The sequence below is a fragment of the Shewanella inventionis genome, from assembly GCF_014641855.1.
GTDB classification, from domain to species: Bacteria; Pseudomonadota; Gammaproteobacteria; order Enterobacterales; family Shewanellaceae; genus Shewanella; species Shewanella inventionis.
Genome location: NZ_BMII01000029.1, coordinates 37,951 through 60,676, shown reverse-complemented (window position 1 = coordinate 60,676; position 22,726 = coordinate 37,951). Strand labels below are relative to the sequence as shown.

Annotated in this window: 21 protein-coding genes and 2 pseudogenes; 13 read left to right on the top strand and 10 right to left on the bottom strand. The window is 42.9% G+C overall.

Features of this window, described 5'->3' with window-relative positions; genetic code table 11:
* Window positions 1-45: 45 nt before the first annotated feature.
* From IEW93_RS22040 to IEW93_RS16395, 3 genes and pseudogenes are all read left to right on the top strand, one after another.
* Window positions 46-185: pseudogene (locus IEW93_RS22040) on the top strand (DUF4172 domain-containing protein); the annotation flags it as partial.
* Between the two features lie 97 nt (window positions 186-282).
* The gene (locus IEW93_RS16400; protein ID WP_182771040.1) at window positions 283-507 is read left to right on the top strand and encodes a helix-turn-helix domain-containing protein; all 225 of its coding nucleotides are present in this window, start codon (window positions 283-285) and stop codon (window positions 505-507) included.
* A gap of 2 nt (window positions 508-509) precedes the next feature.
* The gene (locus IEW93_RS16395; protein WP_188740368.1) at window positions 510-2,480 is read left to right on the top strand and encodes a DUF2075 domain-containing protein; all 1,971 of its coding nucleotides are present in this window, start codon (window positions 510-512) and stop codon (window positions 2,478-2,480) included.
* 127 nt (window positions 2,481-2,607) lie between these two features.
* Here IEW93_RS16395 and IEW93_RS16390 read toward each other — a convergent pair whose 3' ends face one another.
* The 3 genes from IEW93_RS16390 to IEW93_RS16380 form a co-directional block, all read right to left on the bottom strand.
* A complete protein-coding gene (locus tag IEW93_RS16390) occupies window positions 2,608-2,934 on the bottom strand; it encodes a hypothetical protein (RefSeq protein WP_188740367.1) in 327 nt (108 codons plus the stop codon).
* Window positions 2,935-3,854: 920 nt separating this feature from the next.
* Window positions 3,855-5,171, bottom strand: coding sequence for an anaerobic C4-dicarboxylate transporter (locus IEW93_RS16385; protein WP_188740366.1), 1,317 nt, complete (start codon window positions 5,169-5,171; stop codon window positions 3,855-3,857).
* 207 nt (window positions 5,172-5,378) lie between these two features.
* Window positions 5,379-6,593, bottom strand: a complete 1,215-nt coding sequence (locus IEW93_RS16380) for a winged helix-turn-helix domain-containing protein (protein WP_188740365.1) — start codon at window positions 6,591-6,593, stop codon at window positions 5,379-5,381.
* Window positions 6,594-6,929: 336 nt separating this feature from the next.
* On the opposite strand from IEW93_RS16380, the gene IEW93_RS16375 reads away from it, so the two are divergent.
* The 3 genes from IEW93_RS16375 to IEW93_RS16365 are packed head-to-tail and all read left to right on the top strand — an operon-like array spanning window position 6,930 to window position 9,726.
* Entirely contained in the window at window positions 6,930-7,220 is a 291-nt protein-coding gene (locus tag IEW93_RS16375; protein WP_188740364.1) for a helix-turn-helix domain-containing protein, read from the top strand.
* A complete protein-coding gene (locus IEW93_RS16370; protein ID WP_188740363.1) occupies window positions 7,210-8,559 on the top strand; it encodes a type II toxin-antitoxin system HipA family toxin in 1,350 nt (449 codons plus the stop codon). Before IEW93_RS16375 ends, IEW93_RS16370 begins: the two co-directional genes overlap by 11 nt.
* 48 nt (window positions 8,560-8,607) lie before the next feature.
* Entirely contained in the window at window positions 8,608-9,726 is a 1,119-nt protein-coding gene (locus IEW93_RS16365) for a hypothetical protein (RefSeq protein ID WP_188740362.1), read from the top strand.
* A gap of 121 nt (window positions 9,727-9,847) precedes the next feature.
* Here IEW93_RS16365 and IEW93_RS16360 read toward each other — a convergent pair whose 3' ends face one another.
* Window positions 9,848-10,711 carry a YicC/YloC family endoribonuclease gene (locus tag IEW93_RS16360; RefSeq protein ID WP_188740361.1) on the bottom strand — a complete coding sequence of 288 codons (864 nt, stop codon included), beginning with the start codon at window positions 10,709-10,711 and terminating at the stop codon, window positions 9,848-9,850.
* Window positions 10,712-10,941: 230 nt separating this feature from the next.
* On the opposite strand from IEW93_RS16360, the gene rph reads away from it, so the two are divergent.
* Both rph and pyrE read left to right on the top strand, forming a co-directional pair.
* Window positions 10,942-11,655 carry a ribonuclease PH gene (rph, locus tag IEW93_RS16355; protein ID WP_188740360.1) on the top strand — a complete coding sequence of 238 codons (714 nt, stop codon included), beginning with the start codon at window positions 10,942-10,944 and terminating at the stop codon, window positions 11,653-11,655.
* Between the two features lie 382 nt (window positions 11,656-12,037).
* Window positions 12,038-12,679, top strand: coding sequence for an orotate phosphoribosyltransferase (gene pyrE, locus IEW93_RS16350; RefSeq protein WP_188740359.1), 642 nt, complete (start codon window positions 12,038-12,040; stop codon window positions 12,677-12,679).
* Between the two features lie 117 nt (window positions 12,680-12,796).
* Here pyrE and folE read toward each other — a convergent pair whose 3' ends face one another.
* From folE to coaBC, 5 genes are all read right to left on the bottom strand, one after another.
* Complete coding sequence (folE, locus tag IEW93_RS16345) at window positions 12,797-13,447, bottom strand: GTP cyclohydrolase I FolE (protein WP_188740358.1); 651 nt, start codon at window positions 13,445-13,447, stop codon at window positions 12,797-12,799.
* A gap of 175 nt (window positions 13,448-13,622) precedes the next feature.
* Window positions 13,623-15,572, bottom strand: coding sequence for an alpha/beta hydrolase family protein (locus IEW93_RS16340; RefSeq protein WP_188740357.1), 1,950 nt, complete (start codon window positions 15,570-15,572; stop codon window positions 13,623-13,625).
* A gap of 155 nt (window positions 15,573-15,727) precedes the next feature.
* Window positions 15,728-16,321, bottom strand: coding sequence for a nucleoid occlusion factor SlmA (gene slmA / locus IEW93_RS16335; protein ID WP_188740356.1), 594 nt, complete (start codon window positions 16,319-16,321; stop codon window positions 15,728-15,730).
* 34 nt (window positions 16,322-16,355) lie between these two features.
* Complete coding sequence (gene dut, locus IEW93_RS16330) at window positions 16,356-16,814, bottom strand: dUTP diphosphatase (protein WP_188740355.1); 459 nt, start codon at window positions 16,812-16,814, stop codon at window positions 16,356-16,358.
* Complete coding sequence (gene coaBC / locus IEW93_RS16325; protein ID WP_188740374.1) at window positions 16,811-18,007, bottom strand: bifunctional phosphopantothenoylcysteine decarboxylase/phosphopantothenate--cysteine ligase CoaBC; 1,197 nt, start codon at window positions 18,005-18,007, stop codon at window positions 16,811-16,813. Before coaBC ends, dut begins: the two co-directional genes overlap by 4 nt.
* Before the next feature lie 209 nt (window positions 18,008-18,216).
* Here coaBC and radC point away from each other — a divergent pair.
* From radC to IEW93_RS16300, 5 genes and pseudogenes are all read left to right on the top strand, one after another.
* Window positions 18,217-18,880: pseudogene (radC, locus tag IEW93_RS16320) on the top strand (RadC family protein).
* Between the two features lie 121 nt (window positions 18,881-19,001).
* Window positions 19,002-19,238 (top strand): 50S ribosomal protein L28, encoded by a 237-nt coding sequence (gene rpmB / locus IEW93_RS16315; protein ID WP_160054466.1) that lies wholly within the window; start codon window positions 19,002-19,004, stop codon window positions 19,236-19,238.
* Between the two features lie 6 nt (window positions 19,239-19,244).
* Window positions 19,245-19,418: a 50S ribosomal protein L33 gene (gene rpmG / locus IEW93_RS16310; protein ID WP_160054468.1), complete on the top strand. Its 174-nt coding sequence runs from the start codon at window positions 19,245-19,247 to the stop codon at window positions 19,416-19,418.
* A 333-nt stretch (window positions 19,419-19,751) separates the two neighbouring features.
* On the top strand, window positions 19,752-21,071 hold the full coding sequence (argA, locus tag IEW93_RS16305; protein WP_188740354.1) for an amino-acid N-acetyltransferase: 1,320 nt from the start codon (window positions 19,752-19,754) through the stop codon (window positions 21,069-21,071).
* 162 nt (window positions 21,072-21,233) lie between these two features.
* Complete coding sequence (locus IEW93_RS16300; RefSeq protein WP_188740353.1) at window positions 21,234-21,773, top strand: PH domain-containing protein; 540 nt, start codon at window positions 21,234-21,236, stop codon at window positions 21,771-21,773.
* A gap of 1 nt (window position 21,774) precedes the next feature.
* Here IEW93_RS16300 and rarD read toward each other — a convergent pair whose 3' ends face one another.
* On the bottom strand, window positions 21,775-22,686 hold the full coding sequence (gene rarD, locus IEW93_RS16295; protein ID WP_188740352.1) for an EamA family transporter RarD: 912 nt from the start codon (window positions 22,684-22,686) through the stop codon (window positions 21,775-21,777).
* Window positions 22,687-22,726 lie beyond the last annotated feature (40 nt).

Here is a 22,726-nt window from a genome sequence, read left to right as displayed (position 1 = left end):
TAAAAGTGTATTTTTATCGGTGAGGGCGAGGCTTTAAGTGATGCAATAAGTCGTCGGCAATATCAAAAAGTGGCTAAAGTCAGCCGCGCAACCGCAACCCGCCATTTAGCTCAACTAGTTGAACAACAATGTTTGGTAAAACCGGCGCGGGCGGTAGAAGTATAAGGTATGTGTTGTTGGTGTGAATTTACTATCATAACAACCTTAATATGTGACTCATAGTCCGTAGACTCATTGTCTACATATTTGCATCATCATGAAAACCGTTTTTTAGGATTTTTCATGGAAGATCTGATACTAGTTTCATTTGGTGCCTACTTTAAAAATTTAAGGGTTTCAAAGGGATTATCACAAGAACAACTTGCGCTAAAAGCTGATTTAGATCGGACATATATCAGTGGAATCGAAAGAGGGAAAAGAAATGTTAGTTTGATCAATATTGTCAAACTAGCAGAGGCTTTGGAGTTACCTCCTAAGCAACTTCTTGATTTTAAGTTCAAGGAATAAATATGTCTAACAGAGCATTTTATTCCGCACCTCTCGAACAGTTTTTAGTTACTAACGCATTGTCTATAAGTGGTGAAATATCCGCGGCTCATACTCAGCAACTACAGCATCAGCAATCCAGAGCGTGGGGGGCTGAAATAGATATACTCAAAAGAGAACTGAAATTATGTAGTGCTGATAATACACATATCTTTTTTGAGTTTATGATCCCAAGAATGGGACGACGTGCTGATGTTGTTCTCGTGGTGAAAGGTGTCATCTTTGTTATCGAGTTCAAAGTTGGTGCACAACAAATTAATCATGCCGATTTAAGGCAAGCCCATGGTTATGCACTCGATCTAAAAAACTTTCATAGTGGCAGTCATGATAAATTTATCGTGCCCATTTTAATTGCTACGAATTTAGCTAAACCAACACCCCAGCAAGCATTATTCAAATTAGACTTTGCATTTGATAACGTAGCTTCTCCGATTGCTATTCATTCAGGTCAAATACTTAATGTAATTAATCAAATAACTACATCTTTAAAGCAGGTTGAGTTTGGTGCTAATCAATGGGCTGCATCTGGTTACTTACCGACTCCAACAATCATCGAAGCTGCACAAGCTCTTTATGCCCAACATAACGTTGAGGATATTGCTAAAAGTGAAGCGGATACTCAAAATATCGGCCAAACAAGTCAGCAATTATTGCAGCTAATACACGACGCTCGTGAAAGAAAACGCAAAGTGATTTGTTTTGTCACCGGTGTCCCAGGTGCGGGAAAAACACTTGTTGGATTAAATATTGCGAGTACTCATTCAAACCCAAAAGAGAAAGAGTATTCAGTATTCTTGAGTGGCAATGGCTCTTTAGTGTCGGTGTTACAAGAGGCCTTAGCTCGTGATCGAAAAGTAAGAACTGCTGATACAATGGCATCTTGTCGACGACAGACAGAGCAGTTTATTCAAAATATTCATAAGTTTAGGGATGACTCTTTATCCGGCGCGGTTCCGCCCGAACAGGTCGCAATATTTGATGAGGCACAAAGAGCTTGGAATAAAGAGCAAACTAGTAAGTTCATGCAAACAAAACGCAATCAAATAGGCTTTAATAAATCAGAACCCGAATATCTCATTGAAGTCATGGATCGTCACGAAGATTGGGCCGTAATTATTGCTCTGATTGGTGGAGGGCAAGAAATTAATACCGGAGAGGTGGGGTTGTTAGGTTGGCTTAATGCACTAGACGAAAAATTTAGTCATTGGGATGCTTATTACTCTGCAGATTTACTAAATGAGGAATATATTGCATCAAATTTAACCGCTAGCCATTTATCAAAAGGAACAGTCCTACCGTGTTTGCATTTAGCAACGTCGATGCGGTCATTCAGGGCGGAAAAACTATCAAGTTTTATTCATTATTTGATTGATGGTGATAGCGTATTAGCTTGGAAATTATTCACTACGTTCTCGCACTTATATCCTATTAAAGTGACTCGAGATTTAGACACTGCAAAGAAGTGGATAAAGTCGCAGAGTCGAGCTACTGAAAGTATTGGCATGCTTGCTTCATCCAATGCAATACGTCTTAAAGCAGAGGGCATTTTTGTAAAAAACAAAATTGAACCTAAAGATTGGTTTCTAGGTCCGCCAGAAGATATTCGCTCATCTCATTTCTTGGAAGATATTGCAACTGAGTTTGATGTGCAAGGTTTAGAGTTAGATTGGTGCTTAGTTGCTTGGGACGGTGATTTTCGATTTAAACCTACTGGGAAAGAACATTGGCGATTTCGCGGAAATAAATGGGAAAAGCGCCAACAAGAACAAACTCAAATTTATTTAGAGAATGCTTACCGAGTGCTGCTGACAAGAGCGAGACAAGGGATGGTTATTTTTGTTCCCAGTGGAGATGACTCAGATAAAACAAGGCTGCCTGAGTTTTATGATGACACTTTCGATTTCCTACAACGTTGTGGTATTACCGTTGTTTAGGATTATTTGATTCCATCAAAGCCTGCCATATTGGCATAGGCAACTGTCGAAAACAGGATGTTTTCGTCAAGCCCCCATGGATGGGTTTACGGCGTGTTGCATAGGACGATGTGGTGGGTTAGTTGTGCTAGAGAGGTATTTGATTAAGATGCGCGATAAGATGTTCGCTTGTTTCGCACTCAAAAATGATAATTGCGTCTGAACCGGCATAGATTTCGGGTGCTTCATCCGTCCCCTCATTCGTTGCGGATTCAATAATGTAGCGTGCACCATTTTCTTCACGGTCATCAGGCATTTCATGATCAACCCATAATATTTTGTATTGATTACCTTGTTGAAAATAGAAACTGACACAAGTGTCGTTACCATAGCTGTTATCGATTAAAAAGGGATAATCATGAGGATTAAAGCCTAAATTAAACTCAGATCCAAAAGCTTGCAAATATGGCTGCATAATCAAATTTCTTATGTTTTAAGGGGATAATTAAGTATAGCCTAAACTTAGATTTTTACCGGTTTGCAGCTGACTTTTGGGTGAAAAGAGTGTTTTGATCGCTTTTCGTTTCTAAGATGAATTAACTCAACGCTTATAAATGACCGAGTTGCTCATTTTTACGTGGTTTGAAACGTATTCGTTTTTATGGCAAAAAAACTCATTGATCAGGGATTATCAAGATTAGTAACACAATAGCATCGATATGCAATGTGGCATAAAACTGCCAACTACCAACTACCAACTACCAACTATCAACTACCAACTACCAACTACCAACTACCAATGGACTATCGGATAGCCTGCCATATTGGCATAGGCAACTGTTGAAAACAGGATGTTTTCGTCAAGCCCCCATGGATGGGTTTACGGCGTGTTGCATAGGACGATGTGGTGGGTGAACTGGTACATAATCCAGCAGATAACTTAGTCCCCATCTTCATGCTTTAGATTATTCAAATCGCTTAAAAATAGCATCGACATGCTATGTGGCATGAAACGACAAACTGCTGACTATCAACGACCAACGACCAACGACCAACTATCAACTATCAACGACCAACGGACTATCGGGTAGCCTGCCATATTGGCATAGGCAACTGTTGAAAACAGGATGTTTTCGTCAAGCCCCCATGGATGGGTTTACGGCGTGTTGCATAGGACGATGTGGTGGGCGGGATAACACATGAACCTGTCGATAACTCATCAGATAATTTCAGTTTCTTGTCTTCGTTTTAGCTCTTCGGTCTTTAGATTCTCAATAATTAAAAACAACAATGGCAGCCACGCTGGCTGCCATTCTTATTGATGCGAGTGACTTATTTGGGTCAATTCGCTAGCGGTTTATCACTTTAGTCATTAGCTCAAAGCCAAAGCGCTAGCTAGTTAATCGCCATCGATATAAAGTAACCCACAAATGTTGCGGTGATGACGCCGATAAAGCCAGGAATGATAAAGCTGTGATTAAGCACATACTTACCAATGCGAGTGGTACCGGTTCTGTCAAAACTAATGGCCGCTAAATCACTTGGGTAGAATGGGAAAAAGAAGTAGGCATAACATGCTGGCAGTACACCAATTAACACTGGTGCTGGGATACCGAGTGAAAACCCAAGGGGCAACATAATGGTTAATACCGCCGCCTGACTTTTTAAGAAAATAGACGACACAAACATCGCGATAGCAAATGTCCATGGGTACACACTGACAATGTCGCTCACCGCACTCACTAAATAGCTTTTGTGGTGCTCAATAATTGTGTCACTCATCCATGCAATACCAAAAATAATGATGACCGCAGTCATACCCGCAGTAAATACATTGCTGGTGGCAATTTTGTTAGGTGAAACATTGGTAGCCAGTAAAATCACCCCACCAACAGATAGCATCATAAACTGAATCGCAACCGACATACTCACCCCAGCAGGGAGTATTTGCTTGCTAAACATTGCCACAATAATTACCGCAAGAATACCCAGTAAAAAGACCATTAAGCCTTTTTTAGCCGTTGCTTGTGCTGCAGGTGTTTCAGCATCGTCATCTTGTGGGTCAACTAACGACTCACGAAAGTCTTTATCCGCTAAACGAGCTTGAAATTCCTCATCTTTATCTAAATCTTTACCGCGCTTTAAGCTCCAGATACAGGCCACAAGTAAACCTGCCAATGTGGCTGGAATGGTCACCATAAGCACATCGATTAAGCTGATATCAAGATTGTTATCAACCGCTGTTGCCAATACTACCGCAGCAGCTGCCGCAATAGGGCTGGCGGTAATACCCATTTGCGATGCCACGGTTGCAATGGCTAATGGGCGCTCAGGGCGAATGCCTTTTTTATACGATACATCGTAAATAACCGGCAGAAGTGGGTAAACCGAATGGCCAGTACCCACCAATACGGTTAAAGAATAAGTACACAAAGGGCCTAAAAACACGATATGTTCAGGATGTTTACGCAGTATTTTTTCAGCAAACTTAACTAACAGATTTAACCCGCCAGTGGCCTCGAGTGTTGCAGAGGCCGCCACTACCGCAAGAATAATTAACATGACGCTAATAGGCGGTGCACCAGGCGCGATACCAAACACAAACGCCAACACCGATACACCTAAACCACCGAGTAAACCAAACGCGATACCGCCATGGCGGATACCAACAAATATCACCGCTAATAACAGCAGCATGTGTATATAAAACATCGTGTAATCCCCATGTAGGTTGTAATTTTATTTTTTGACCTTCTGAAGTTATCTCACAACGTATTTGCGGTTAGTGACTTAATTCATGCTATTGAATTAGCAACTTGAAAAATGTTTAAAACGTGAACAAGGTTACATACTGATTTACATCAATGCAGAGCAAGTCTTATCAGTGGAAGCAGAGCAATGGTTAAACGATGCAACTATTTATTTGCAGGCCCTGTGCAACATTTTACCTATGGCTTTATCGTTACAAGTTACTAACTGCCAACGCTGACAATCGTTGAACTGGCTGTAATGATTAATGGCCTCGATAAACGCTGGCACAAAAGCATCTCTGCTTAATGACTCTTTGCTCAATACTTCATTTTTTGATTCTTCTGCGCTAAATGCACCTGGCTCAAAATGGAGTTGTTGCAGTAACAAGCATTGGTTTTTACGATCGGTTTTTACATCAACACGGCCAACAAAGCGGTCGCGCCATAAAATAGGCAGAGAATAATAACCGTATTGGCGTTTAGGCTCAGGTACATAGACTTCTATTTGATAATCAAACCCAAACCATTGTTTAAGCTTTTGCCGTTGAATGACTAAATTATCAAACGGATTAAGCAGCCAAACTTTATTGGGTATGGTGCTGGGGAGGGTGAGGTTGGGCAGATAAAAATAAACCTGCCGGGTGTGTGGCTCGGTAAAACGGGCAATGTCGCCTTGCTCGCAAAGCTGTGCCAATGCTTGCGTCAAAAGAGGCTTAAGGCCTTTGCGTAGGTACTGAATTTGCTGCAAATTACCAAAACCATGCGCTACTAAATAACGCTTAATTAAATGCCGAGCAAACTCGCTGTCGCTGGGCACTGTGGTATCTATATGGTTTGGTAACACGCGCTCGGTTAAGTCATACACCTTTTGAAACTTGTCGCGTTTTGCCACCATCAACTCGCCTTGCATAAACAGCTGTTCAAGGGCTTTTTTGGCGGGTTTCCAATCCCACCAGGTGCCAGCTTTAGCGTCGGCGTTGTGCTTAAACTGGCTGGCTTTTAACGGGCCTTCTGCTGTGATGCGGGCTTTTACCTCGCGCATGACTTTATGCTCTGGCTCAAACCAATGTTTGTCGCCTTGCTGTAATTGCTGCTTGCGATACAAACTAAACCGATAATCTTCCATGGGTAGGTATGCTGCCGCATGGGACCAGTATTCAAACACCGTTTTATCGCCCATCGCCTCATCTAACATGCTGGTGGCATAGTGTGGCAGCCTGCTGTGCAATACATGATGATGCGCGCGCTCAACCACATTAATGGAGTCTATTTGCACATAACTTAATTGCTGCAATAGCGATGGCAATGACCCAAAAGGCTGCAACAAACCTTGCTGCTGCATACTTAACTGTAACCATTGTGTGGGTGAGTAAGGGTTGGTCATGAAAAAACCTTGGTTGATGAGCGTGACGGCTGAATAGATAGAGGAAGAGTATTCATTGTAAGCTTAATATTTCAAGAGAGTATATGCGTGACTAAATAAAGTACAGTTAACGGCCTTGCTTATGGCTTTTACTCAATCTTAGCGGCGCTTCTTGATTATGAGTGCGGAAAAACAGTGCCGTTTTTACGCTGCGGTTAGGGTTTAAAAATAGCAGTTTTGAAGGGTTTTATCGAGAGGGTTCTCAACACCTCAATCTTTTTTGTTGGATACAATAGTAGCCAATTTTTCCTTTATTTCGCTATAATGGATATAACTGTATCCATTTGGTCTTTGCGGATGAATTTTACCTTACTTGATGACACCGATGTAAGCCAAGCTTATGCTGCTTATTTGCGTGAGTTACGAAAGCAGGCAAAGCTGTCACGAGCTGCACTGGCAGAGCGAAGCTGCGTACCTGCGGCCACCATTAAGAAGTTTGAGTTGACTGGGCAAATTTCATTTCGCCAATTGCTGTTACTTTGGCAGACCCTCGACTCATTGGATAGGCTTTACCAGCTTACACTTCCTAATAAAGAGCGCATCACTATGCCCTCTAGCATTGATGAGGTGCTAAAAGATGAGTTTTAAACCCATTCAAAAACTTACCGTAACCCGTACGTTAAGCTCGGGTGAGCAGGTAGCTGTAGGCGTTTTGGCACAAAATCGGCAAGGCGTGTTTTTTCAGTATGCAGACAGCTATTTACAGCAGTTTGGTCATTTATCGCCTTTTACTTTACAAGCCAATACGCAAGTTCAAGTCGCACCTAAAGCGCCGCACCAGGGTGTGCATGGCGTATTTGGAGATTGTTTGCCCGATGGTTGGGGCATGTTGTTACAAGATCGTATTTTCCGGCAAAAGGGCATCCTGCCTCATCAATTAACGGCGATGGATAGACTGGCCTTTGTTGGTGATAAAGGCATGGGTGCATTGTCTTTTTCTCCGGTGTCAGAGTTTTCAACCACGACGCACGCGGATATTGATTTAGCTGTTTTGGGCTTAGAAGCACAAACGCTGTTTGATGCTTCAATGTCAGATTATATGGATGATAATCACGATGAGTTAGATGGGCATACTCAACAGGTATTGGCCGCATTAGTCGCCGGTGGTAGTGCGGGTGGAGCAAAACCCAAGGCACAGATTTATATGCCCACAGGGGAAACTCAGCATTGTCGAACTTTTGCTCAGCCTGGTGATGAAGCCTGGCTGATTAAATTTACCTCGAAAAATCTCGCACTCGGGCATGAAGAAGGCTTGTGCGAGGCAGTTTATTTACAAATGGCTGAAATCGCTAAGTGTCAACCGCCAATTTGGCAACTCATTGAGGCGCCGCAAACAAGTGGTGCAGCTGCGTGGCTTGCGCTAAAACGTTTTGATTATGTAGATGAACATACCCATTCAGGCAGTAAACGCAGTTCAGGGCGCTTACATATGCACAGCGCCTGCGGGTTGTTGGATGCAGACTTTAGAACGCCAAGTTTAGATTATATTGATTTAATTAAAGCCAGCCGTCAGTTGTGTAAATCACCAGCGGCTGGGCAACTGCAATTTCGCCGTGCCATATTTAACCTGCTGTCGTCTAATCAAGACGACCACAGTAAAAACTGGGCGTTTTTGCAAGCGGATGACGGTCAATGGGATCCTGCACCTTTTTACGATGTTACTTACAGCCCACATCCATTTAACGAGCATGCCACCGCATTTGGTGGTTATGGCAAAGCGCCGCCGCTTAAGGTAATGCAAAAACTTGCTACCAGTGCGGGCTATGGGAGTTGGCATGAGGCAAGGCAAGTCATTGAAGAAGTCGCAGAAGCGATCAACCAATTTACTTATCTTGCACAGCAACAAGGGATCAGTAAAACAACAGTGTCTGCGATTGCTAAGACATTGGATCAGCGCAAACAGGAAAATGCAGCGCTTTTTCAATGACAGTAAAACAAACTTTTCAATTCACAATAAATACATAGCAAGGTCATCGTGAGCGAATATCAATACTATAAATTTGAGCGTCTGGATGGTTATTTAGATGCTAAAGCGCGCCAAGCACTCAGAGCCATTTCAAGCCGTGCCGAGATCAGCGCTACGTCCTTTCAGATTGTCTATAACTACAGTGATTTAAAAGCCGAGCCACATCAGGTAATGCTAAGGTATTTTGATATCGGTTTTTATTACGCCAACTGGGGCTCAATCGATGCTTACATCAAGCTACCAGCTGGAACGCTTCCTGATGCGTTACTTGGTTTTTCAAGTGATGGGCTGCATGTACACGAAAACGATGAGTGGCAGTTGCTGATTTTTTCCCTTGAGGAGTATGACGAATATTTTGACGATGAAAATGCTGAAGACTTTTTCCAGCATTTAGCCAGTTTACGCAGCGAGTTAATACAAGGTAATTGGCAATTATTATACTTTATGTGGCTTAGGGCGTTAGATATCGGTGATGACGTTGACGCGATTCCTTTGATTAATTTTGATTTTAATCATATTAGCGATGAACTAAGGGCTTTTGCTCAATTGTACGATGTACCTTTCGCGTTGATTAAGGCTCTTGCGATGACGTTGGCAGCACTACCAAGTCACCAAGCCAAACAAGCCCAGTTTCAGATTGATGCGTGGCTGAGCAATCTTACTGATGCGGACAAAAACACACTAATAAGTGCCATTTTTAAGCAAGGTCAGTTAACCCGCCAGCAGGCGTTAGCGATGACGCAAAAAGAGTCTGTTAACACAGAAGAAACCTATCGGTATTGGTTAACCCCAGATACGATTGAACCCTACATTGAAACTGCTCAAAGCCTATTTCAGCAAGAGCAAGCTGAAGCTCGCGCAAAGAAATTGGCCATCGAAAAAGCAGCAAAAGAAAAAACGTTGGCGGATATCTATAACCAGCGGGAGCGCCGTTGGCAGCAAGCACAAGAACAAGCTGATAGAACTTGCGCAAGTGGCTACGATTACGCGTCGCATTATCTACATCAGTTGTTTGAGGCCTATCAGTTTAGCGCGGATGAAGCGGCGTTTGATCAACGTTTTAAGCAATTTATTGCAGCCAATAACAGTCGCAAAGCACTGCTAAATCGGCTGAGTGATTTGCTTTAAACCTTACAGTTTAACTCTCGCTTACATTTGTACGCGCGTCGAATGTGTTGTAATGCACTAATCGAGTATGAAAAAGCCCTTATCATTAAGGGCTTTATGAAAGAGGGTAACGTGTAGGATGTTATTCTACGTTTTGTATTTGCTCGCGCATTTGCTCAATCAATACTTTTAGCTCAACTGCGGCTGAAGTGATTTCTGCACTGATTGATTTAGACGCTAGGGTGTTTGATTCGCGGTTAAATTCTTGCATCATAAAGTCTAAACGGCGACCTTCGCTGCCGCCTTTTTTAAGGATACGGCGGGCTTCTGTTACGTGGGCTTCAAGTCTGTCCATTTCTTCGGCAACATCTTGCTTTTGCGCGAGGAGTACCATTTCTTGCTCAATGCGTGCTGGGTCGAGTTCACCGGCAATATCGGCTAAACGGTTGGTGAGCTTGTCGCGTTGGTATTGCATGACGGTTGGCATGTGTTCGCGCACAATATTAACCTGCTCCATTACCCCATCTAAACGAGTGAGTAGCATGTCTTTAATGGCTTCACCTTCACGGCCGCGCGCTTCGATAAATTGATCGATTGCGCTGTCAAAGGCTGTCATTAGCTCTGCGCCAATGGCGTCCATGTCTTGCTCGGCTGAGGCGAGTACACCAGGCCAGCGTAATACATCAGTAAGGCTTAATTCGCCTTGACCGGCTTCTTCTTTTAACCAGTTTGCAGCGCTTAATAATTGCTTGGCTAGCGCTTGGTTTAGCTGTAATTCATTACTGCTATTGTCGGCTAGCTCATAACGTAGGTTCACTTCTACTTTTCCGCGATTAAGGCGTTTACGTAGGCGATCGCGTAAGACAGGTTCAAAGCTGCGGAACTGCTCAGGTAGGCGTAGGTAGGTTTCTAGGTAGCGCTGATTGACTGAACGAATTTCCCATGAGGCGGTGCCCCATTGTGCTTTGTGCTCGATACGAGCATAGGCTGTCATGCTTTGGATCATGAAGTGTCCTGTTATGTTATTACGCAAATGTGGGGTGATTATAGCCGCTTTAGGCCTTGTGATTAAAGGATTAGTGCGGAGATTTGTGTTGTATCTTGGATGATATCCACTTAAATCGTTGGGCAATGATGTTAGCGATAACGAATAGGTGGGTTTGTCGTGGCATCTGGCGGCGCGAACCTCTATAATATGCGCTCAAATCTGATATGAATTCGACTACAGGACTTTTCATGCGCCCAAGTAACCGTACACCAGCTCAAACTCGCCCTATTACTATTACGCGTTCTTTTACTGCACATGCTGAAGGCTCTGTTTTAGTTGAGTTTGGCGACACAAAAGTATTATGTACTGCCAGCTTCACTGAAGGTGTACCACGTTTTCTTAAAGGCCAGGGCCAAGGTTGGGTGACTGCTGAATACGGTATGTTACCGCGTTCAACTCACAGCCGTATGGACCGTGAAGCGGCTCGTGGTAAGCAATCAGGTCGTACTCAAGAAATTCAGCGCTTAATTGGCCGTGCGCTTCGTGCTGCTGTTGATATGAAGTTGTTAGGGGAAAACACCATCGTTATCGATTGTGACGTGATTCAAGCCGACGGCGGCACACGTACTGCGGCGATTACCGGTGCTTGTGTTGCATTGGTCGATGCCCTTAACTGGGCCCGTGCTAAGGGTATTATTAAAGCCAACCCACTTAAGTTTTTAATTGCAGCTGTAAGTGTGGGTATTTACAAAGGCGAAGCGATCAGTGATTTAGAATACATTGAAGACAGCGCTGCCGAAACTGACATGAACGTAGTGATGACTGAAACCGGTAAGATTATTGAAATTCAAGGTACTGCTGAAGGCGAGCCATTCAGCCATGAAGAATTAATTGAACTACTTGGTCTGGCTAAAAACAGTATTCGCGAAATCGTCGATGTGCAAAAAGCCGCATTAAGTTAATATGCTGTTGAAAATTAGGACCGATTACGGTCCTTTTTTTATACCATTTCCATTAATTATGTGACCAATCAGAGTCGCTCAGACTGTTCAGTTTGAGGCGCATTGTTGTAATAATGGTTATTCCCTTCTAAGGCAATGCAACAAAGAAATGGACAGTCTGAGCGCCTCCTGCAAGGCGGGTTTCTGTGCCTTCTATGCTGCTTAATAGTATTTTGACGTACGACTGCATGGACGCAGGAGGTAGAGCAACGCAGGAGCAGTTGCCGAGAGCAACTATGCCTACAATCCTATTACTTGCCTAGAAGGTACAGAATTCCCGCTGAATGACCAGATAATTGCTGGAATTGGTATTAGTCTAAAATTTGATGAAAGAGGAATAATCGTGAAAGCCTATCAACGCGAATTTATTGAGTTTGCATTAGAGCGCCAAGTATTACGTTTTGGTGAGTTTACCCTTAAATCTGGCCGTACGAGCCCGTACTTTTTTAATGCCGGATTATTTAATACGGGTAAAGACTTAGCGCGTTTAGGCCGCTTTTATGCTGCTGCGTTAATGGATTCTGGCATTGAGTTCGACTTGTTGTTTGGCCCAGCTTATAAAGGCATTCCGATTGCCACTACGACTGCTGTTGCCTTGTGCGATCATCACGATGTGGATATTCCTTACTGCTTTAACCGTAAAGAAGCTAAAACCCACGGCGAAGGCGGCAGTTTGGTTGGCAGCGAGCTTAAAGGTAAAGTGATGCTGGTGGACGATGTGATCACCGCGGGCACGGCTATCCGTGAGTCGATGGACATTATTAACGCCCACAATGCCCAACTTGCAGGCGTATTGATTGCGCTTGATCGCCAAGAAAAAGGCAAAGGTGAGCTGTCGGCGATTCAAGAAGTTGAGCGCGATTTTGGTTGTCAAATTGTGTCGATTATTAAGCTTGCTGATTTAATCAGTTACTTGTCTGAAAAGCCGGGCATGGAAGCTGAGCTTGCTAGCGTCAGCGCATATCGTGAGCAATATGGTATTTAGCCTGAGCTCAGGTTATTTAGTTAGACAAACTGATCCGCTGAAACTGGAAAATTAAAAAAGCTGCACAATAGTCATATTGATGCAGCTTTTTATTGCTCTTTTTGTAATCCGAGTACGTTATTTCACTTGGTGTAAAAACTCAGCACGTGTAGCAGGGTTAGACTTAAAAATACCGCCAAGCGCTGTGGTGGTGGTTGAGCTGGTTGAGTCCATGACCCCACGAGATTTAACGCAGTAATGTACCGCATCCATTTTTACCGCTACATCTTTTGTTTCAAGCAAAGTTTGCAACGCCACTAACACTTGTTGGGTTAGGCGTTCTTGCACTTGCGGACGTTGGGAAAAAAAGCGCACGATGCGGTTAATTTTAGATAAACCAATGATCTTTGTGCGTGGTAAGTAAGCCACTGTTGCAACGCCATCGATGGTGACTAAATGGTGTTCGCAGGTACTGGTTAGGCTAATATCTTGCACTCGCACCATTTCATCAACGCCCATTTTATTTTCAATGACGGTGATTTTGGGAAAGTTTTCGTAATCAAGCCCAGAGAAGATTTCATCGACATACATTTTGGCTATGCGGCGTGGTGTGTCGGCTAGGCTGTCGTCGGTTAAGTCGAGTGACATTAAGGTCAAAATTTCACGCATATGGTGTTCAATTTTAACTTTACGTTGTTCAGGCGTGGAAGTTTTTGGCAGCATTGGGGTTTCTAGCCCACGGTCTTTTAGTGCTGCTTGTACTTTAATTGCGGCTTCACTGAGTGCCATATATCCTCCAACGACTCTATATCACTGTTTTTAAGTGTACGTTAAAACGTGCTTAGCTGCTGCTAAGGGACGAGGAGAATAGCGCGATTTGCTGTAAATTAATACTGTAGGCAATAAAAAAGCCGAGTCTTTTAGTCAAGTATCGGCTTTTGTTGATTAAACGCTTAAGCGATTACTACTTAACGTTTAAGTTCTCTTTGATGAACTTAAGCATGATTTCATAATACTTAGCGCGGTTTTCGGCGTTAAAGAAACCATGGCCTTCTTTTCTCCAAATTTCTTTTTGGAAAGGGTAGTTAGCTTGCTCTAGCGCTTTTGCCATTGCTTCATATTGTTCTATTGGTGCGCGCTCATCTTCTTCACCATGAATTAGCAGCACTTTGGCTTTTAGTTTATTCACGTTGTAAGTCGGTGACATTGCTCGTAGTTGTTGAATATCAGTGCCTAACACTTCTTCTAAGTATGCTCCACCACTGTATGATTCAGGTACATCACCGGTTTTATACATTTGCTCTAAATCATACACACCAGCAACGCCTACAGCACATTTAAACATATCTGGCGCTAACATTGGGCTCATGAGTGCTGAGTAGCCGCCAAAACTGCCGCCCGAAATACACACTCTGTCTTTGTCGGCATAGCCTTGGTCAATAACATATTGGGTAGCATCAATAATATCGTATTGAATTTTGCTGCCCCAAGATAAGTAGCCAGACTCTTCAAATGCTTTACCGTATCCACCAGAACCACGGAAGTTAACTTGTAAAACGGCAATCCCATTTTGTGCTAACAGTTGGTTTTCTGCGTTAAATACCCACAAGTCGCGCGGACCATGTGGACCGCCATGAGGATTAACCACAAGCGGCATGTTTTTATGCTCTTTCATGCCGACAGGTAACGTTAAGTAACCATGAATGGTCACGCCATCACGGTTTGTAAAGCTAATTGGGCGTACCTCTGACATTTCGCTTGGGTCTAGCTTTGCGTTTTCAGCAAATAAGAATTTGAGTTTAAGCTTTTTACGGTCAAATAAGTAATAGTCACCTGAGTTTCTATCATTCATCGCCATCACTATAAGCGTGTCGCCATCGACGGTTTCGCTAACAATACGAATGCGGTGATCTGGAATTGCATCCATTAACTGTCGCAGGGCTTTAGCTTTATCGCTTTGAGTATCCACAAAACGATACTCTGGGTAGCCGTTTTCAAACTCAACCGCGTAAAGGGCGTTTGTTTGGTCGCTTACCCATGTCATCAATGGATCGACAACGTCATGCTGGATAATTTTTTTATGCTTAGCAGTGGCGAGTTCGACTTCATAAATTGCGCGTGTTGAACCTTCACCATTTGCTAAAGCGTAAATTGATTTATTGTCTTCGGTGAACGAAAGCGGGTAGAAATCGGTGAGGCCGCCTTTAATTTTATCAGCATCAACCCATTCACCATTTTCATAATAGAACAACTGGTCATTATTTTTATCATCGGTGGCGAAACTAAATCGTATTTCTTCATTGTTATCAACAAGGAAGCCTGCATTGGCAATGGGTGAGGTGGTAAGGCGTTTACGTTTACCAGAATAGACGTTTACTCTGTATGCCAGAGTGTATGCATAATTTTGCCTATTCCAAGGGTAGGCCATGACATAAATGTATTTGTCATCATCTTTTAGGGTATCTAAAACAAATGCACTTGCGCGGATAGCTTCGTTATTTGAAATACTGGTTCCTGTAGAGCTTCCGCCATTATAACCAAATAAGTATTTTGATTTGCTGCCATCATAATTTACAGCTAATAATTCACCATAATAGTCTGACACTTCACGTTGGGCATGTTTATAGAGCTTTTGTAATACTATTCTCTCGTTATTAACCCAATAGTAGCTACCGACTTCTTCATCACCACTGAATTTTACTGCATAAGTCGGTTTCATTGACTCAAGGTTTAAAATTAGTAAAGTGCGTTTTTCTTCTTCAATAAGGATCACACCCAGGTGCTTACCGTCGGGTGAAATTTTAACGCCTGAAAACTCAGAATCAGCGCTGAAATCTTTAATTGATGGGGAGGCAAAAGTGTGGGTAGTGAATAAAATAAACAAACAGCAAGTGAGGTATAAAATGCGCAGCATAAATACAGTCCGTGTAATAAATGTTAAAAATGTAACGGTATTGTATTTTATCTGAGTTTTGGGAGCAAGAGATGTGGGTAAATTTGTAATGAGATTAAACAGATATAAGGAGGAAGCTAGAGCTACATACCAATTGCATATAGCCCTAGCGTTGGTTAACTTCTCAGCAATTGCTGCTGAATAAAGGTCCATTGCTGATCAAAATGTAGCGTAGGCTTTTGTTTAAATTCACTGCGAACAAACTGTGAAATTCTGCCTTCGGCAAATGCTAATAACAAGTTAGCGAGTATGGCTTCGTCTAAATTAAAGCCAACGCCTTCGCGTAAGGTTTTTTCACGCAGAATTTGTTTTATTTGAGTTTCTATTTTGGCAAATAATATGTCTATTCTGCTACGTAAACGTTCATTTTCACCTAGCAATGCATCGCCATTTAACACCCGTGAAATACCTGGGTTTCGTTCTGAAAACACTAGCAATAGTTGTAACACTAGTTGGCAGCGTGTCATGGTGTCTTTTTCTTCATCCATGATGAGGTTTAATCGTGACAGAATGGCGTCTTCAATGAATTCGATTAAGCCTTCAAACATGCGAGCTTTGCTAGGAAAATGACGATACAGAGCCGCTTCTGACACGCCCACTTCAGCGGCCAGTTTGGCGGTTGTGATGCGTTGCCCTGGGCTGGTTTCAAGCATTTGCGCTAAGCATTGTAAAATATGCTCGCGACGATTTATTTTTGGGCTTTCGGCCATGATGTGTTCCTTGGCTCAGTGACTACTTGAAAGGTTATTTGGTACCAGAATGGCCAAATCCGCCTTCTCCACGATCTGAGCTATTAAACTCATCCACTAGGGTAAATTGGGCTTGCACAACAGGGACAAACATCAATTGAGCTAGACGATCGCCAATCTCGAGTGTGAATGCTTTATCACTTCTGTTCCAGCATGACACCATCAGCTGCCCTTGGTAATCGGAGTCGATTAAACCGACCAAATTACCCAATACAATGCCATTTTTATGGCCCATGCCTGAGCGAGGTAAAATAACCGCCGCTAGGCTTGGGTCGGCCACGTGAATGGCGATACCCGTTGGAATTAATACGGTTTGGCCTGGTTCGATAACCATTGCCGTGTCGGTCATTGCGCGTAAGTCCATACCTGCACTACCGGGAGTTGCATAAGCTGGCAATGGGAATTCACTGCCAATACGCGAGTCGAGAATTTTTAGTTCAATGGGTGTTTTCATGATTTTTTTAATTGTTTTTCTATCAATGTAAGTAGTTGGCGCGCTAGGGTCAGTTTGTCTGTTGCGGGCAGTTGTTGGCTGCCATCTTGCCAAAATACCTGTAGTGCATTGCTATCGGCATTAAAGCCTAAGCCTTGAATAGAGACATCGTTGGCGGCAATCATATCCAGTTTTTTACGCTGGAGTTTGCCACGTGCGTATTGCTCTACATCGTTGGTTTCAGCGGCAAAACCGACGGTGAAAGGTCGTGTTGTGTGCTGAGCTACCGTGGCTAAGATATCAGGATTACGCACCAGCGCAAGCTGCATTTCTTCGGCTGATTTTTTGATTTTTTGATCGGCGACATCGGCAATTCGATAATCTGCTACTGCAGCGCAGCCGATAAAAATATTATGCCGCTCAACCTGTTGCATTACAGCATCGAGCATTTGCTGTGCAGATTCAACATCAATACGCTTAACACCAGCTGGTGTGGCAAGGTTGACTGGCCCCGAAACAAGTGTCACTTCTGCGCCCATTTCTGCTGCAGCTTGTGCTAAGGCAAAGCCCATTTTGCCTGAGCTGTGGTTAGAGATGTAACGCACCGGGTCTATTGCCTCACGGGTTGGCCCCGCTGTGAGTAATAATTTATGCCCTTGTAAAGACTTTGGCCCAAAAAATTGCACTAACTGCTCAGCTATGCTGACGGGCTCTTGCATACGGCCTGGACCGACTTCACCACAGGCTTGATTACCAGATGCAGGTTGCCAGATTAATAAGCCTTTACGGGCTAGATTGGCCATATTCTCTTGAGTGGCGATGTTTTGATACATCTGTTGGTTCATCGCTGGGCATACAATAATTGGCGCGCTAGTGGCTAAACATGTAGTGGTGAGTAGCTCATCAGCCATGCCTGCATTAATGCGGGCAATTAAGTTTGCGGTTGCAGGAGCAAGCAATACGACGTCTGCCCAGCGCGCGAGTTCAATGTGGCCCATGGCAGCTTCAGCTGCAGGGTCGAGCAAATCAGAGGCGACTGGGTGGCCTGAAAGCGCCTGAATGGTTAATGGGGTAATAAATTCCATGGCGCTTTGGGTCATGATGACGCGAACATCTGCACCGCGCTCTTTTAATCGACGGATTAAGTCCGCGCTTTTGTAAGCAGCAATACCACCGCCAATACCAAGTAATACTTTTTTATTTGTCAGCATGATGTGCATTTTTCCGACTCAAATCTCATTGCGGCTAACAATATCACAAACCTGTGACAAGTTGCGTGGATCCAATATCAAAAATATCGACCATACTGTGTAATCGACTTACAAGCTGTTTTAAAACACTCAACGACTCAGTTTTAGCATTGTGGTAGCTAATGTTGATAACTGTCGATGTGATGGTGTCTTACTTAGCGCAAGGAGCCTACATGGGAATTAAAGATTGGCCACAGGGAAAAGTTATTACTTAATGGCGCAGGGCAATTGTCTGATGCCGAATTACTCGCTGTGATATTACGTAATGGCTTGGCTGGACAAAATGCAGTGGATTTAGCTCGAGAAATGATAAATCAATTTGGTGGTTTGCGCAGTTTATTAAGCGCGTCTAAAAGCCAGGTGTGCAAATTAGCCGGTGTTGGGCCGGTAAAATATGCTCAATTACAAGCCGCAGCTGAAATTTCTAAGCGAATTGCTCATGAAAATCTACAAAGAGGACAAATTTTGACAAATCCTGATTTAACTCGGGACTATTTAATGAGACAATTGGCAGACCGATCCTATGAAGTGTTCGCCTTACTATTGTTGGATACCCAACATAGAGTCATTCAATTTGTAGAATTATTTCGTGGCACCATCGATTCTGCTTCGGTTTATCCTCGCGAGGTTGTAAGCCTTGTTTTGGAGAAAAAAGCAGCGGCGGTGATAGTGTGTCACAATCACCCGTCTGGCATTGCTGAGCCAAGTCAGGCTGATCGGCGAATAACTGAGCGAATAAAAAATGCATTGGCAACCATAGATGTTTCTTTGTTAGATCATATGGTTGTAGGTGATCAGGAGATAGTCTCCTTTGCCGAGCGAGGGTGGATTGTATAAACACTGCTTGATCTTATATGGTCAATCGTGTATAAAATGCGCCCTCTTTGTGCCTCGGGCGACGGCCATACGAGGCACATTAATGCTCGAGCGTTAAAAATTTGTTTTGGAGAAGATTGACATGTCAAGAGTATGCCAAGTAACTGGCAAGAAGCCAATGGTTGGTAACAACCGTTCGCACGCAAAAAACGCGACTCGTCGTCGTTTTTTACCTAACCTACAAAACCACCGTTTTTGGTTAGAAGAAGAAAAGCGTTTCGTACAATTACGTGTATCTACTAAAGGTATCCGTATTATCGACAAGAAAGGTATCGAAGTTGTTGTTGCTGAACTTCGTGCCCGTGGCGAGAAGGTATAATAGAAAATGGCTAAATCTAAAGGTAATCGTGAGAAGATCAAATTAGTATCTACTGCTAAAACTGGTCACTTCTACACTACTGAAAAGAACAAGCGTAACATGCCTGAGAAAATGGAAATCAAGAAATTTGATCCAGTAATTCGTCAGCACGTTATCTACAAAGAAGCTAAAATCAAGTAATTGATTTTAGAATCTTAAAAAAGCCCCTTAATTGGGGCTTTTTTTATGTCCAAAGAAAATAAGCTATACTGTACTGAATATGCTGTTTGAGCGATAAAAAGTGCGTAAAGCAAAATAGCCGGTTAAGTTAAACTAACTTTTTGGCTGTAATGATTTTTTCACACTTAACCTGCAAACTATTTTTTACCCAATGTGAAATAAAATGCTTTAAAAGTGAATTAAAATGCAATAGCATTGCATGGTTAAATAAATGGTTAACAAATTTCTGGCTTACAATGGTGAAACCTTTGTAAGCGTGTCTAACACCAAACTAATACCGAGGTGAATTTGCCTGTGAGAACCACCGAACTGGTTGATGGATTTCGTCATTCTGCTCCTTATGTTAATGCACATAGAGGTAAAACTTTCGTCGTCATGTTAGGTGGCGAAGCATTAGCGCATCCGCAATTTCGTGGCATTTTAAATGATGTTGCCTTACTGCATTCACTCGGCATTGAAGTGGTGTTGGTTTACGGCGCGAGGCCGCAAATTGATGCAGGGTTAAAAGCCGCGGGTATTGAGCCTGTCTATCATAACGGTGTGCGTATAACAGACGAAGATAGCTTAAAAATTATTAAGCAGGTTGCAGGTGCGACACAATTTGATATCACTGCAAGGTTGTCGATGAGTTTGGGTAATACCCCAATGCAAAACGCACAGATTAACGTGGTAAGTGGTAATTTTGTTATTGCTCAACCACTTGGCGTTGATGACGGTGTTGATTTTTGCTTGAGTGGTAAGGTACGTCGTATCGATGCTCAAGGTTTACGTCGTCAGTTAGATAATAATGGCATTGTGTTGATGGGGCCTATCGCGGCGTCTGTGACCGGTGAAAGCTTTAATTTAACGGCTGAAGAAGTTGCCACTCAAGTGGCTATTAAGCTTAAAGCCGATAAAATTATTGGCTTTAGTGAAACCAATGGCATTGTGGGCGACAACGGTGAGGTAATTGCTGAACTCATGCCTGATGATGTTGAAGAAATGCTTAAAACCATGAGCCCAGATAGCATAGCGTCAGTTGGGACTATGGCATTTTTAAAAGCCAGTGTAGAAGCCTGTCGGCGCGGCGTACCACGTTGTCATTTGGTGAGCTATTTAGACGATGGCGCACTACTACAAGAGTTATTTTCCCGCGAAGGGATTGGTACTCAAATTGTTACCCAAAGTGCAGAGCGTTTACGCCGTGCAACCATTAGTGACATTGGCGGTATTTTAAATCTTATTCGTCCATTGGAAGAGCAGGGTATTTTAGTGCGTCGCTCTCGTGAGCAACTTGAAATGGAAATTGAGCAGTTTATGCTGGTTGAGCGTGACAACTTAGTGATTGGTTGCGCGGCTCTTTATCCGTTTGAGGAAGATAACGCTGGTGAGTTTGCGTGTTTAGTGGTGCATCCTGATTATCGTGATGCTGATCGTGGCAGTATTTTATTAAATAACATTATTGGCCAAGCCCGAGTGCGTGGTTATTCACGTTTATTTGCCTTAACGACTCGCAGTATTCATTGGTTTTTAGAGCATGGCTTTAATATTGTTGATGTCGATGAATTACCTAACAAGAAAAAGCAGTTGTATAACTATCAGCGTCGTTCAAAAATTTTAGCGCTCGATTTATAAAATTTTACCGCTCAACTTATCATTGATACGTACAATAAAAATGCCGGTTAATCCGGCATTTTTTATGGGAAACTCATTCAGTGATATGTCTTGTTTATGGTCTTTTACACTTTTGCTAAGTCATCACCTATTAATGCACAATGGGTTTGTTAAAGGAGATATATGAATAGTATCGAGTTAGCTCCACTTGGTTCTGGAGCGATATACAGCGTTATTGCTTTATTGTTAGGTTTACTCGCTTTAACGGTATTTATCTTTATCAAGCCGCTCCCGAGTAATGCAAAATACCTCACCTTAGGTGTGATGTTGCCGCTAATGGGGCTGTTTGTATTTACGCTCTACCAATCGTTTAGCAGCGCTATTTTGTGGGATGACACTCAGTTGCAGGTGAATATTCCGTTGTATTCGAATAGCTTTGATATGAGCAATGTCGATGTTACGCAAGCACGTATTATCAACCTGATTAACGAGCCTGAATACGCGGCTAAATGGCGTACTAATGGATTGGGGCTACCAGGTTATTCACTTGGTTGGTTTTCGCTGAATAACAAGGCTAAGGCGCTATTATCGATAACCGATCCTACTCAGGTACTTATGCTACCGACAGCTGAAAAAACGCTGATTTTGGTAAGTGTCATTGATGCTGAGCAAGCACTTGCACAATTACATGCAAGCGCTCAGGCAATAGGGTCAAAAAGGTAATTTATTGAGCTTGCTTAGTGGCTGCTACATTGCGTCGTTGACGTTGTAATACCATGTCGCTAATAAAAATTAGCAGTGCTGCCCATATAAAACAAAAGGTAATTCCTTTTTCTATATCAAAGGGTTCATTAAACAACTTTACCGCTAAAATGAACATGATGCTCGGGCCTATGTATTGAAAGAAGCCTAAAATAGAAAATGGAATCCTGACTGCCGCACCGGCAAAACATAAAAGGGGGATAGTAGTAACGACGCCAGCAGCGAGTAAAAGTAAGTTGAGGTTGATACTGTTGGTTAACATGCTAACGGGTGAGCTGTCTAAGGTTAGTAACAGGTAACCTAATGCTGCGGGGAGTAAAATGGCGGTTTCAACCAGTAAACCGGATTTTGCATCAATGTTGACTTTTTTACGCAGCAAACCGTAAAACCCAAAACTGGCTGCGAGGGCCAAAGATACGAGTGGAATTGAGCCAAATGAAATCAGTTGCACCAAAACTCCAATACTGGCTAATGCGACTGCAATCCATTGTAAATTTCGTAAGCGCTCGCCTAAAAACACCATGCCGAGTAACACGTTAAATAATGGGTTAATAAAATACCCTAAGCTTGCGTCGAGCATGTGGTCGTTATTAACTGCCCAAATAAAAATCAGCCAGTTAGCGGCTATTAAGATTGAAGTACACAGTAAAATCAGTAGTTGTTTAGGTTGTTTCAGAATAAGACGTAAGCGACTAAATCCCCCAATAAATTGCATTAACACAACCATAAACAGAAACGACCATATAACACGGTGCATTAAAATATCAGTGGCAGGAACCTGGTGGAGAAGCTTGAAATACAAAGGGGCGACACCCCAGATGGTGTAGGCGCAAATCGCGAGAAAAACCCCTTTACGGTATTCTAAATCAGGCATAGTTATCTACGTTGGTAAAAGCGAAGGAGGGGCGATTGTA

What these genes read in the sequence shown, in the direction of transcription:
- IEW93_RS16400 (WP_182771040.1), top strand. Translation starts at nt 283, where the DNA reads ATGGAAGATCTGATACTAGTTTCATTTGGTGCCTACTTTAAAAATTTA.
- IEW93_RS16395 (WP_188740368.1), top strand. Translation starts at nt 510, where the DNA reads ATGTCTAACAGAGCATTTTATTCCGCACCTCTCGAACAGTTTTTAGTT.
- IEW93_RS16390 (WP_188740367.1), bottom strand. Translation starts at nt 2,934, where the DNA reads ATGCAGCCATATTTGCAAGCTTTTGGATCTGAGTTTAATTTAGGCTTT.
- IEW93_RS16385 (WP_188740366.1), bottom strand. Translation starts at nt 5,171, where the DNA reads ATGTTTTATATACACATGCTGCTGTTATTAGCGGTGATATTTGTTGGT.
- IEW93_RS16380 (WP_188740365.1), bottom strand. Translation starts at nt 6,593, where the DNA reads ATGACCAACCCTTACTCACCCACACAATGGTTACAGTTAAGTATGCAG.
- IEW93_RS16375 (WP_188740364.1), top strand. Translation starts at nt 6,930, where the DNA reads ATGAATTTTACCTTACTTGATGACACCGATGTAAGCCAAGCTTATGCT.
- IEW93_RS16370 (WP_188740363.1), top strand. Translation starts at nt 7,210, where the DNA reads ATGAGTTTTAAACCCATTCAAAAACTTACCGTAACCCGTACGTTAAGC.
- IEW93_RS16360 (WP_188740361.1), bottom strand. Translation starts at nt 10,711, where the DNA reads ATGATCCAAAGCATGACAGCCTATGCTCGTATCGAGCACAAAGCACAA.
- rph (WP_188740360.1), top strand. Translation starts at nt 10,942, where the DNA reads ATGCGCCCAAGTAACCGTACACCAGCTCAAACTCGCCCTATTACTATT.
- folE (WP_188740358.1), bottom strand. Translation starts at nt 13,447, where the DNA reads ATGGCACTCAGTGAAGCCGCAATTAAAGTACAAGCAGCACTAAAAGAC.
- IEW93_RS16340 (WP_188740357.1), bottom strand. Translation starts at nt 15,572, where the DNA reads ATGCTGCGCATTTTATACCTCACTTGCTGTTTGTTTATTTTATTCACT.
- slmA (WP_188740356.1), bottom strand. Translation starts at nt 16,321, where the DNA reads ATGGCCGAAAGCCCAAAAATAAATCGTCGCGAGCATATTTTACAATGC.
- dut (WP_188740355.1), bottom strand. Translation starts at nt 16,814, where the DNA reads ATGAAAACACCCATTGAACTAAAAATTCTCGACTCGCGTATTGGCAGT.
- rpmB (WP_160054466.1), top strand. Translation starts at nt 19,002, where the DNA reads ATGTCAAGAGTATGCCAAGTAACTGGCAAGAAGCCAATGGTTGGTAAC.
- rpmG (WP_160054468.1), top strand. Translation starts at nt 19,245, where the DNA reads ATGGCTAAATCTAAAGGTAATCGTGAGAAGATCAAATTAGTATCTACT.
- IEW93_RS16300 (WP_188740353.1), top strand. Translation starts at nt 21,234, where the DNA reads ATGAATAGTATCGAGTTAGCTCCACTTGGTTCTGGAGCGATATACAGC.
- rarD (WP_188740352.1), bottom strand. Translation starts at nt 22,686, where the DNA reads ATGCCTGATTTAGAATACCGTAAAGGGGTTTTTCTCGCGATTTGCGCC.